The organism is Pseudoclavibacter sp. RFBG4, from assembly GCF_002931515.1.
Classification (GTDB): domain Bacteria; phylum Actinomycetota; class Actinomycetes; order Actinomycetales; family Microbacteriaceae; genus Pseudoclavibacter.
The window spans coordinates 92055-103287 of record NZ_PSYC01000027.1 but is presented as its reverse complement, the minus strand read 5'-3'; the positions used below and the strand labels follow the sequence as shown (position 1 = coordinate 103287).

Here is an 11233-nt window from a genome sequence, read left to right as displayed (position 1 = left end):
GGGGCGTTGCGTCAGCTCGTCGACGTGAGCGCGCCGCCCAGCTCGCGGGCGAGATTGCCGCGGTCGGCCACGACGATGTCGTCGAGGTGCTGCCAGGCGGCCGCGTCGCGCAGCAGCGCTGCGGTGCGTTCGGCGATGTCGGCGGGCGCATCCGCCTCGCTCCACGCCGATTGCACGCGCAGGATGCGCGACTGCCGGTCGTTCTTCAGGTCGACGCGGCCGACAACCGCGTCGCCGAGGAGGATCGGCAGGGAGTAGTACCCGTAGATGCGCTTCTCGGCGGGTGTATAGATCTCGATGCGGTAGTGGAAGTCGTGCATCCGCTCGGCTCTCGGTCGGAACCAGACGACGGGGTCGAAGGGCGAGAGCAGCGCTGCCGCGTCCATCGCGCGAGGCCGCCTCGCGTCGCGATGCAGCCACGCGGTTCCCGACTGGCCGTCCTTGCCCCACTCGGCGACTCGCACGGGCAGCACCTCGCCGGAGTCGGCGAGCTCTTCGAGCGCCGTCTTCGTGAGCGCCATCGGCACGCGGAAGTAATCGGCCAGGTCGGCCGTGGTGCCGATGCCGTGGGCGGCGGCGGCCATGCCGGTGAGCGCGCGGACCGCGTCGCGCGTGCTCACCTCGGCGCCGAGCACCTCGGGCGGCAGCACCTGCTCCGGTAGCGCGTAGCGCCGCTCGAAGCCCTTGCGGGGCGCTGATGCGAGCTCGCCCCAGCGGAAGAGGTGCTCGAGCACGATCTTGACGTCCGACCACTCCCACCAGGAGCCGCGCCGCTTGTTGGCCTCGTGCTCGAACTCGCTGGCGGCGAGCGGGCCTCGCTCGAGGAGCTCGGCGCGCAGCCACGCGATCGTCGCCGCGTGGCCCTCGAGGAAGTCTGCGTTCTTGCGGCGGTCCCGTTCCTCTTTGTCGCGCATCCGCCACGCGAAGAGCGGCAGTGAGGAGACCGGGAGCAATGCGGCCTCGTGGGCCCAGTACTCGGTGAGGCGGGGTTGGCGACCGGACGCGAGCCGGTCGAGCGCCGCCTTGTCGTAACCGCCCAGTCGAGAGAAGACGGGCATGTAGTGGCTGCGCTCCCAGACGTTCACGGAGTCGATCTGCAGCAGGTGGATGCGCGAGAGCAGCGAGCCCAGCTGCCGCGTTCCGGCTTCGGTCGCGGCCTTCCGCCCGCCGAACCCCTGTGCCGCGAGCGCGATGCGTCTGGCCTGAGCCGCACCGATGAGGGGGAGCTGGCCGGTCACGCGGCGCCCCCGAATCCGTCGCATGCGATCATCCTGCGAGAATAGTGCAATGGCTTCTCAGATCACTCCGCCTCGTGGCATGCGCGATTTCCTTCCGGCAGACAAGCGCAGGCGCGAGCGCATCCTCGGGACGATCCGCGAGGTGTACACGAGGCACGGCTTCGATGAGATCGAGACGCCGGTCGTCGAGGACGCCGCGCGGCTGCACTCGGGGCTCGGCGGCGACAACGAGAAGCTGTCCTTCGCCGTCATGAAGCGCGCGCTCGACGGCGAGGCGCTTGCCGCTGCCGCCGAGGCCGGCGACCCTCTCGCGTTGAGCGACCTTGGCCTGCGCTTCGACCTGACCGTGCCGCTCGCGCGGTTCGTCGCGACGAACCGCGGAACCCTGCCCGGGGTGTTCCGCAGCCTGCAGATGGCGCCGGTCTGGCGCGCCGAGCGGCCGCAGAAGGGTCGCTACCGGCAGTTCGTGCAGTGCGACATCGACATCATCGGCGAGCCGGGTGCGCTCGCCGAGGTCGAGCTGCTGGTCGCGTCATCGGCCGCGCTCGTCGAGCTCGGCCTCGACAACTGCACGATCCGAGTCAACGACCGGCGCCTGCTCACCGCTCTGCTCGTGCACTGCGGGTTCGCGGAGGCCGAGCACGGCGCCGCACTCATCACGATCGACAAGCTCGACAAGATCGGGCCAGAGGGAGTAGCGGCTGAGCTCGCGACGCTCAACGCGACGGCCGCGCTGCAGCTCGCGGCGGCGCTCGCCACGTGGGCACCCCTGCTCGAGACCGGCATCCGTCTTGATCGCGAGACGGTCCTCACGAGCCTGCCCGGGGCGCTCCGGGAGGACCCGGCCGTCGTCGAGGTCGTCGAGGGCATGGTCGAGATCGCGGATGCGGCCTTCGCGGCGGGCGCATCCACCCGGCTCGTGTTCGACCCGAGCCTCGTGCGTGGCATGGGCTACTACACGGGCACCATCTTCGAGGCGGCGCACCCGGAGTCGGGCTCCTCGGTCGGGGGTGGCGGACGCTACGACGGCATGATCGGCCGCTTCCTCGGTCAGGATGTGCCGGCGTGCGGGTTCTCGATCGGCTTCGAGCGCATCGTCGACCTGGCTCAGCTGCCAGATTCCGGCGAGGAGCGTGCAGTTGCGCTGCTCTTCGACAAGCGGGCCTCTGTCGCCGATATCGCGAAGGTCAAGGGCGCGGTTGTGCGCTCCGGAGCGTCGCGCGTGCGAGTCGCGAGGAAGCCCAAGAACGTGCGCGGTCTCCTCGCCTCCCTCGCCGAGCAGGGCTTCACGCACGCGGCTCACGTGCGGGACGAGCACGTCGCCGCGCCCGAGACGCTCAGCTTCGAAGCGCTCCAGGGCTCGTAGCCTGGCACCTCCGAACGAGGGGGAACCATGGCATCGAACACTCGACAAGGGAAACCTGCCAGCAGAGTCCGCAGGCGTTGGCTCGCGTCCATGGGCCTCGCGGCGGCAACGGCAACGTCATTGAGCGGATGTTCACTGCTCGGCGAATGGGACGAGCCCTTCGCCTACCAGGACGTCGTGATCCCGGAGTCCGTTGCCGAGCCCGGCAGCCGTTTCGAGTACCGGGAGACGGCGCTGCTGCCGCTCGAGGACGGTCGCGAGGTGGCGATCACCTTCTCGCAGCTGGCGACCGGCGGCCCGGAGAACTCGGGGCTCACCGAGATCGGACCCGAATGGACGCACCCGGAATCACTCAACTTCACGGTCGGCCTGCAGGGCGACGCCGAAGAGGGAACGTCGGCACTCCCACCTGACCTCGTCGGCATCCTCGATGACGGCTCCGTCGCTGCTCGAGCAACGGTCGAGGAGGCTCCCGACGCGGTCGCCTGCGATCTCCTTCTTCAGGTCCCAGACCAGGATGACGCGGACTCGCAGCAGCTCCGCTGCGCCATCTACCTCGTTCCCGCGGGGCGGTCCCTCGTCGAGGTCCGGTGGGGGCCAGCGGATGGCGATCCCGCGTACGCGGAGAACCCGGTCGTCTGGCGGGTTCCGAGCTTCGAGGAGCTGATGGCGGCCGAGACGGCCGAGCTGCCCTCGCCCACCTCGTGACGTCAGCGCGTCCGCTCCCTCCTCACGTTCCGCCGACCCCGATACACTGACGAAGGACCGCGTCTCTGGCGGTCCGTACGCTACTGATTCGCAAGGAGCATCCTGTGGCCCTTATTGACGTCGTCCACGCCCGCGAGATCCTCGATTCCCGAGGCAACCCAACCGTCGAGGTCGAGGTTCTGCTCGATGACGGATCGACCGGCCGCGCGGCTGTGCCGTCCGGCGCATCCACCGGCGCCTTCGAAGCCTTCGAGCTGCGCGACGGCGACGCCGACCGCTACCTCGGCAAGGGCGTCCAGAAGGCTGTCGAGGCCGTCATCGACGAGATCGACCCCGCCATCGAGTTCTTCGACGCCAGCGACCAGCGTCTCGTCGACGAGGAGCTCAAGGAGCTCGACGGCACCCCCAACAAGAAGCGCCTCGGCGCGAACGCCATCCTCGGCGTGAGCCTCGCAGTCGCGAAGGCAGCAGCCGACTCGGCTGGCCTCCCGCTCTTCCGCTACGTCGGCGGCCCCAACGCTCACGTGCTCCCCGTGCCGATGATGAACATCATCAACGGTGGCGCGCACGCTGACAACGGCATCGACGTGCAGGAGTTCATGATCCTCCCCATCGGTGCAGAGACCTTCAGCGAGGCGCTTCGCTGGGGCACCGAGGTGTACCACCAGCTCAAGAAGACCCTGCACTCCAAGGGCTACGCGACGGGCCTCGGCGACGAGGGCGGCTTCGCCCCCGACCTGCCCAACACGCGTGCGGCACTCGACCTCATCGTCGAGGCCATCGGCGCGACGAAGTACGAGCTCGGCACCGACATCGTGCTCGGCATGGACGTCGCCTCGAGCGAGTTCTTCAAGGACGGCAAGTACCACTTCGAGGGTGCTGAGGTCTCGGCTGAGGAGATGACGTCCTTCTACGAGAAGCTCGTCGCCGACTACCCGATCGTCACGATCGAGGACCCGCTGGACGAGGACGACTGGTCCGGCTACCAGGCCCTCACGGCCGCCATCGGCGCCAAGGTGCAGATCGTCGGCGACGACCTGTTCGTCACCAACCCGGAGCGCCTCCAGCGCGGCATCACGGAGGGCGCAGCGAACTCGCTCCTCGTGAAGGTCAACCAGATCGGCACGCTCACCGAGACGCTCGACGCTGTCTCGCTCGCGCAGCGCGCCGGCTACACGGCGATCCTGTCGCACCGTTCGGGCGAGACCGAGGATGCGACGATCGCGCACCTCGCGGTCGCCACGAACTCCGGCCAGATCAAGACGGGTGCGCCTGCCCGCACCGACCGCGTCGCGAAGTACAACGAGCTCCTCCGCATCGAGGAAGAGCTCGGCGACGCAGCCGTCTACGCAGGCCGCAGCGCCTTCCCCCGCCACAAGGCATAGGGGTTCGGGCCGGTCGGCGCGGCTCACCGCTGCGCTGATCGGCGCGACACACGAACGGGTCGGGGCAAGTCCCCGGCCCGTTCGGCATGATGGGAAGCCGACACGGGAGGGGGATGCGCATGGCGAAGTCGAAGGGAAAGTCGAGCTCGGGTCGGAGCGGGGGAGCCGAGTCGAAGGCCACGCCGCGCGCTCCGTCGAGGCCGAACGCGAACGCGAAGTCGAGCGGGAGCATCAAACCGAAGGGCGCTACCCCAGCCAAGGGGGCAGCGAAGGGCACGTCGAAGGCCGCGCCGTCGAAGTCCAGGCCCCGCTCCAAGCCGTCGTCGTCGCCGCGCAAGCAGTCGTCCAGCGGGTCGTCGAGCGGGCCGTCGAAACAACGGCGTCGCATCCCGACCGTGCGCCCGAACGGTGCGACCGTGCTCGTGGCCCTCGTCGTGATCCTCGGCATCGCGGTGCTGGCACCCACCGCGCAGCGCTACATCGCGCAACGGCAGTACGTCGCGCAGCTGCAGGCCGAGCTGACGGAGACGCAGCAGAGCGTGGACGAGATCGCCACGGAACGCGACCGGTGGAGCGACCCCGCGTACATCCAGTCGCAGGCCCGAGGGCGCCTCCTGTTCGTCATGCCCGGTGACACGAGCTACCTTGTGCTCGACCCGCCCGCGACCAACAAGCAGCAGCAGAGCAACATCAGCACCGAACTCCACGAGACGCAGACCAGCTGGCTCGACAGCTTCGTCGAGTCGATGGTGACAGCCGGCACCGCGCCGGCACCCGCGCCCACCCCGGGCGACTAGCACCACGAAGCACATCGAACCCCGCGGATCGCCACTCCAGCGCATCCGCCCGCAGAACCGAAGGCGACCAATGCTCGAGTACTCAGTAGCCAGCGAACGCGATCTCGAGGTCATGGGGGAGCAGCTCGGCCGCCCCATGCGGGGTGTCGTCGGGATCGGCGCCCGGTGCGTCTGCGGCAACCCGACGGTCGTCGTCACGCGTCCACGGCTGCCCGACGGCACGCCGTTCCCCACGCTCTACTACCTGTCTCATCCCGCCGCGACCATCGCGATGTCGCAGATCGAGGCGGAGCAGATCATGCCGGAGATGCAGCAGCGGCTCAGCGACGACGAGGACTTCCGTGCCGCCTACCTGGCCGCGCACGAGCGCTACCTCGCCGAACGCGAATCGCTCGAGGTCGTCGAGGAGATCGCCGGTGTCACCGCAGGCGGCATGCCCACGCGCGTGAAGTGCCTCCACGCCCTGGCCGCGCATTCGCTGGTCGCGGGGCCCGGAGTGAACCCCGTCGGAGACTGGGCGCTCGAGCTCTCCACCTGGTCTCCGGAGCGCTGCGTCTGCGCGAACCCGGGCGATGCACTCGCCCGTGACGCGCAGGAGTAGACTTGACAAGGTTTTCCTCGCCCAACCATCGCATGCAGGGAGTACAAGTACGTGACTAAGATTCTCATCGTTGGCGGAGGCTACGCCGGCTTCTACACGGCGTGGCAGCTCGAGAAGCAGCTGAACCCGGGCGAAGCCCAGGTCACAGTCGTCGATCCGCTGCCGTACATGACGTACCAGCCATTCCTCCCAGAGGTCATCAGCGGCAACATCGAGCCGCGTCACGCAGTCGTCTCGCTGCGTCGCCACCTCAAGCGCTCGCGCGTCATCACGGCTGAGGTCACGAACATCGACCACGCCACGAAGACGGCGACCATCACGCCCCAGATCGGCGAGCCGTACACGGTCAACTACGACATCATCGTGGTCACCGCCGGCGCCGTCTCGCGCACCTTCCCGATCCCCGGCATCGCCGACAACGCCATCGGCGTGAAGACGGTCGAAGAGGCCACGTGGATCCGCGACACGATGATCGACAACTTCAACAAGGCGTCGACCATGGCCCCGGGTCCGGAGCGCACGCGCCTCCTCACGTTCGTCGTCGTCGGCGGTGGCTTCGCCGGCATCGAGTCGTTCGCCGAGATGCGCTCGCTCGCGACCGCGCTGCTGGAGGACTACCCGTCGCTGCAGTTCGATGACGTGCACTTCCACCTCATCGAGGCTGCCGGGCGCATCATGCCCGAGGTGTCGGAAGACACCGCAATGTGGGTCATCAAGAACCTCGCAGAGCGCGGCGCGACCGTGCACCTCAACACGCAGGTCACCTCTGCGGTCGACGGCGTCGTCGAGACCTCGGCTGGCGACAAGTTCCCCACCGATGTCATCGTCTGGACCGCGGGCGTCATGGCAGCTCCGATCATCAAGAGCAACAGCGACCTCCCGGTCGATGAGCGCGGACGCCTCCGGGCACGCGCCGACCTTCGCGTCGAGGGCGACAACGGCATCGTCCAGGACGCCTGGGCAGCCGGCGACGTCTCGGCGGTCCCCGACCTCTCCGGTGGTGGAGTCGGCGGCTTCTGCGTGCCGAACGCCCAGCACGCGGTCCGTCAGGGCAAGCTCATGGCCTCCAACCTCGTGGCCACGCTCCGCGGCGGAACGCCGAAGGACTACTACCACGAGAACATGGGCGCGGTTGCCGGTCTCGGCATCGGCGTGGGTGCATTCCAGTCGGGCACCTTCGCCCTGACCGGTGTGCTCGCCTGGCTCGCCCACCGTGGTTACCACGACCTGGCGATCCCGACCGTCGAGCGCAAGATCCGCGTGCTCACGGGCTGGATCAACAACTTCGTGCTCGGCCGCGACTTCGTCTCGCTCAGCGCCCGCGAGACGCCTCGCGCCGGTTTCGAGCGGTTCGCTTCGCGCCCCCGCCCCGCAGCCCCCGAGGCCAAGGCGGATGCTCCGAAGAAGCTCCCCGCGTCGAGCGAGCACGGCGGCGACAAGGCTGCTGCCTCGACCGAGAAGCCTGCGGCTGACACCAGCGGCAAGACGGTGACCGAGAAGGTCGCCGCTGAAGCGGGATCGGCTGCTCCGAAGCCCGCCGCGCGCTCGGCCAAGGCGCCTGCTGGCGACAGCAAGTAGCTGACCTCGTCGGGGCCGTCTCATCTTCGGATGCGGCGGCCCCGACGTGTACGCCCCACTAGCCCAATTGGCAGAGGCAGAAGACTTAAAATCTTTCCAGGTCAGGGTTCGAGTCCCTGGTGGGGCACCAAGAGACGACTCCGGCTCGCGTCGAGCTTCGCGCGCAACCGCCGCATCCCTCACCTCGACGACCTGCCCGTCTGGTCGCTGTGGAGTGTCCGCGTTCGTGGCAGCTGCCGGGGCGCGTTCGGCGCCGACCCGCGATACTGGCCGTATGCCGATTCTCAACAAGGACATGACCCTCTGCATCTCGCTCGCTGCGCGGCCGTCGAATCTGGGGACGCGGTTCCACAACTACCTCTACGAGGAGCTCGGTCTCAACTTCATCTACAAGGCCTTCACGACGGATGACATCGAGGGCGCGATCCGCGGTGTCACCGCGCTCGGCATCCGCGGATGCTCCGTCTCGATGCCCTTCAAGGAAGCCGTGATCGCCCTCGTCGACGAGCTCGACCCCTCCGCCTTGGCTATCGAGTCGGTCAACACGATCGTGAACGACGGCGGCAGACTCATCGCGTCGAACACCGACTACGAGGCCATCGCCGAGCTCATCGCCGAGCACGACATCAGCTCGTCGCTGCCGGTTGTCGTGCGCGGTGCCGGTGGCATGGCGAAGGCCGTCGTCGCGGCGTTCCGGGACGCCGGCTTCGGCGACCTCACGGTCGTCGCGCGCAACGAGACCGCCGGCAGTGCCCTCGCCGAGAAGTACGGGTACCGCTGGCAGAACGTGGACCCCGAGCCGGGTGCCTTCGTGCTGGTCAATGTCACACCCCTGGGCATGACCGGGGCAGACGCGGCCGCGCTGTCGTTCAGCGAGGAGCAGGTGGCCGCCGCTGCACTCGTGTTCGACGTCGTCGCCTTCCCGGCGGAGACCCCACTCATCAGGCTCGCGCGAGCGCAGGGTGTTCCCGTGGTCACCGGCGCCGCCGTCGCCGCCCTGCAGGCGGCCCGGCAGTTCGAGAAGTACACGGGGGAGAGCATCACCGCCGAGCAGGTCGAACGCGCGGCCGCTTTCTCTCGCGAACTCTAGGCCGCTCGACGTCACCGGAGTACCGCGGTCTCGGTGGCGGGCCTCGACCCGCTACGTGGTCGTGACTGCTCGGCGTCCAACGTGTTCGGCGCGCTGGGCGCCGAGCATCGCATGCACGATCATGTCCTCGTCGAGCAGCTCTGAGCGTCCCTCGAGCGCGGTCCTGCCGTTGGCGAGCACCACGACGCGGTGGCTCCACCTGAGCAGCTCGGTGAGATCCGTGCCCAGGAACACGACCGCCGTGCCGGTCTCGGCGAGGCTGTGGAGGAAGGTGAAGACGGCACGACGCGCGCCGACGTCGACGCCCTGCGTCGGGTGGGCGAGCACGAGCACTGTGCCACCGCGCTCGACGGCACGGATGAACTCGGCCTTCTGCTGGTCTCCGCCCGAGAGCTCGGCGAGCGCGGTGTGGATGCTCGCGGTGTTGATACGCAGTCGGTGCACGAGGTCGATCATCTTCCTCGCCCGAGAGATCTCCGCACCGAGAGTCGCATCCGTCGCACCGACGCCGTGGATGAGGCTCCGATCGGCGTCGAACGCCGGGACCGCGTCCGGGAGGAAGCTCACGCCGTGAGCTTCGGCGACGCCTGCCTCTGCCAGGTCCACTGGCTCCCCGAACAGCTCCACGTGACCCCGCTGCGGGCGGGTCGCGCCGCCGAGGATCTCGATGAGCTGACGGACGCCCGAGTCGTGCGTCCCCGTGACACCAACGACCTCGCCGGGTCGCACGTGGAGATCGACGCCGTGCAGGAGGCAGCCGTCACCGACGCCGAAAGCAGCGAGCGCTGCACGGTGCGCATCCTCCCCGGAGCTCGCGAGGCTCGCTTCCGCATCCGGCAGCTCGCCGATGAGCATGACCGTGAGCTCTTCGGCGCTGAGCCCGCCGATGGGGGTATCGATGGCGATCGTGCCGTCACGGAGCAGGAGGACGCGGTCGACGATCGACTGCACCTCGTCCATGCGGTGCGTGATGTACAGGATGCTCCGGCCCTGGGAGGCGAGCTGCCGCAGCACTCGGTGCAGAAGCGCGATCTCGTGGTCGGCGAGTGTGACGGCCACTTCGTCGATGACGACGAGCTGCGCCTCCTCGGCGAGCATGCGAACGACCTCGACGAGCGCGCGACGCCCCCGGTCGAGCTCATCGATCATCGCGTGAAGGTCGAGTGCGGTGCTGGTCTGCTCGACGAGCTCTTGTGCTCGTTCGAGAACCGCCTCGTGCGACTCATCGGCCCGATAGGTGTTGCGGAAGAGCGCCTGCGCGACCGTCAGTCCCCGCGGTGGTTCCGCGTTCTGCGTGATCACTCCCACGCCGCAGGCCTGCGCCTCCTCGAGTGAGGCCGGTGCGTAGGGCTCTTCGCCGAGAATCATGGTTCCGGTTTCGAGCTGCTGGCGTCCGATGAGCGTGCTCACGAGTGTGCTCTTGCCTGCACCGTTGACGCCGATGAGTCCGACGATCTGCCCCCGATAGAGGGTGAGGTCGACCGCCCGGAGCACTTGCCGGTTGCCGTATGACGTCGTTGCGCCGATCACGTGCACAAGAGTTTCCATCGTTCCCCCTCGATAGATGTGCGAAGCAGGATTCGCAGAACGATCCAGCTCAGCGAGTCTGCCCGCCTCGCAGGGATCCGCGAATGCAGACGACTCGAATCTATACGAGATCGTGGCTAAGCAGGGCAATCGCCTGCCTCGGGTGTGCGCTACTGTCGTGTCGACTGCTCTCTGCAGTCGATGCCGACACGTTCATCGTCGCGGCTGATGTTCACGCGCAGACACTCTTCTCGCTGGTCGATCGGATGAGGGTGACGGGTTTCCTGCCGCGCGCACAGCGGCCGCCGTGGCGCGCGGCCACTTCGCGAGCGAGCGGAACTGCTCGCGTACGGTGGCCCGGTCGCGGACGGTGGTCTGATCGGCATGGGGGAGTCGGATGCCTCATTCACTTCGAATGGACGATGGTGCAGGACGACATCGGACCTGCAGGTTCCGGGTCGATGAGGCGGCGACACAAGAACAAGGGGAGATAAGACATGAGTTCACTCGATGAGGCCATCAACCAGCTGCTGAGCATCGAAGGCGCGACGGGGGCCGCGATCGTCGACTACGCGAGCGGCATGGCGCTGGCGCAGGGCGGCAATCCGTCGTTCGACCTCGGTATCGCCGCCGCGGGCAACGCCAACGTCGTACGCGCGAAGCTCAGCACGATGTCCGAGCTCGGTATCGCGGATGAGATCGACGACATCCTGATCACGCTGAGTTCGCAGTACCACCTCATCAACGTCCTCAACTCGCAGGGGTCGAGCGGTCTGTTCATCTATCTGGTGCTCAATCGGACGAGCGCCAACCTGGCGCTGGCTCGCCACAAGCTGAAGGTGGTGGCTGTGCAGATCGCGGTCTGACCGGCGTCCGTCGAACCGGGGAGGGGTGGCCAGGACGGCGCCCCTCGTGCCGGCGATCAGTTGTTGTACTTCGTACA

10 protein-coding genes and 1 tRNA gene are annotated in these 11233 nt (G+C 68.1%); 9 read left to right on the top strand and 2 right to left on the bottom strand.

What is annotated here, in order from left to right; genetic code table 11:
* Positions 1-11 precede the first annotated feature (11 nt).
* Positions 12-1262, bottom strand: coding sequence for a winged helix-turn-helix domain-containing protein (locus C5E10_RS10595; RefSeq protein WP_104331597.1), 1251 nt, complete (start codon positions 1260-1262; stop codon positions 12-14).
* Between the two features lie 25 nt (positions 1263-1287).
* Between C5E10_RS10595 and hisS the strand changes: the two genes are divergently transcribed.
* From hisS to C5E10_RS10550, 8 genes are all read left to right on the top strand, one after another.
* Positions 1288-2604, top strand: coding sequence for a histidine--tRNA ligase (hisS, locus tag C5E10_RS10590; protein ID WP_104331596.1), 1317 nt, complete (start codon positions 1288-1290; stop codon positions 2602-2604).
* Positions 2605-2724: 120 nt separating this feature from the next.
* Positions 2725-3312: a hypothetical protein gene (locus C5E10_RS10585; RefSeq protein WP_146080234.1), complete on the top strand. Its 588-nt coding sequence runs from the start codon at positions 2725-2727 to the stop codon at positions 3310-3312.
* Between the two features lie 104 nt (positions 3313-3416).
* Positions 3417-4697, top strand: coding sequence for a phosphopyruvate hydratase (eno, locus tag C5E10_RS10580; protein ID WP_104241653.1), 1281 nt, complete (start codon positions 3417-3419; stop codon positions 4695-4697).
* Between the two features lie 119 nt (positions 4698-4816).
* Entirely contained in the window at positions 4817-5494 is a 678-nt protein-coding gene (locus C5E10_RS10575; RefSeq protein WP_146080233.1) for a septum formation initiator family protein, read from the top strand.
* A gap of 70 nt (positions 5495-5564) precedes the next feature.
* The gene (locus C5E10_RS10570) at positions 5565-6095 is read left to right on the top strand and encodes a DUF501 domain-containing protein (RefSeq protein WP_258071085.1); all 531 of its coding nucleotides are present in this window, start codon (positions 5565-5567) and stop codon (positions 6093-6095) included.
* Positions 6096-6146: 51 nt separating this feature from the next.
* Positions 6147-7673, top strand: coding sequence for an FAD-dependent oxidoreductase (locus C5E10_RS10565; protein ID WP_104331593.1), 1527 nt, complete (start codon positions 6147-6149; stop codon positions 7671-7673).
* Between the two features lie 52 nt (positions 7674-7725).
* A tRNA-Leu gene (locus C5E10_RS10560) sits at positions 7726-7803 on the top strand.
* A 144-nt stretch (positions 7804-7947) separates the two neighbouring features.
* Positions 7948-8763 (top strand): shikimate 5-dehydrogenase, encoded by an 816-nt coding sequence (locus tag C5E10_RS10550; protein WP_104331592.1) that lies wholly within the window; start codon positions 7948-7950, stop codon positions 8761-8763.
* A 51-nt stretch (positions 8764-8814) separates the two neighbouring features.
* On the opposite strand, the gene C5E10_RS10545 is transcribed toward C5E10_RS10550, so the two are convergent.
* Positions 8815-10311 (bottom strand): ATP-binding cassette domain-containing protein, encoded by a 1497-nt coding sequence (locus C5E10_RS10545; RefSeq protein ID WP_104331591.1) that lies wholly within the window; start codon positions 10309-10311, stop codon positions 8815-8817.
* A gap of 476 nt (positions 10312-10787) precedes the next feature.
* Between C5E10_RS10545 and C5E10_RS10540 the strand changes: the two genes are divergently transcribed.
* Positions 10788-11156: a hypothetical protein gene (locus C5E10_RS10540; protein ID WP_104331590.1), complete on the top strand. Its 369-nt coding sequence runs from the start codon at positions 10788-10790 to the stop codon at positions 11154-11156.
* Positions 11157-11233: the final 77 nt, after the last annotated feature.

Bases quoted from the DNA above. Each gene is read 5' to 3' on its own strand.
- C5E10_RS10570 (WP_258071085.1), top strand. From the start codon at position 5,565: ATGCTCGAGTACTCAGTAGCCAGCGAACGCGATCTCGAGGTCATGGGG.
- C5E10_RS10550 (WP_104331592.1), top strand. From the start codon at position 7,948: ATGCCGATTCTCAACAAGGACATGACCCTCTGCATCTCGCTCGCTGCG.
- C5E10_RS10545 (WP_104331591.1), bottom strand. From the start codon at position 10,311: ATGGAAACTCTTGTGCACGTGATCGGCGCAACGACGTCATACGGCAAC.
- C5E10_RS10595 (WP_104331597.1), bottom strand. From the start codon at position 1,262: ATGCGACGGATTCGGGGGCGCCGCGTGACCGGCCAGCTCCCCCTCATC.
- hisS (WP_104331596.1), top strand. From the start codon at position 1,288: ATGGCTTCTCAGATCACTCCGCCTCGTGGCATGCGCGATTTCCTTCCG.
- C5E10_RS10540 (WP_104331590.1), top strand. From the start codon at position 10,788: ATGAGTTCACTCGATGAGGCCATCAACCAGCTGCTGAGCATCGAAGGC.
- C5E10_RS10575 (WP_146080233.1), top strand. From the start codon at position 4,817: ATGGCGAAGTCGAAGGGAAAGTCGAGCTCGGGTCGGAGCGGGGGAGCC.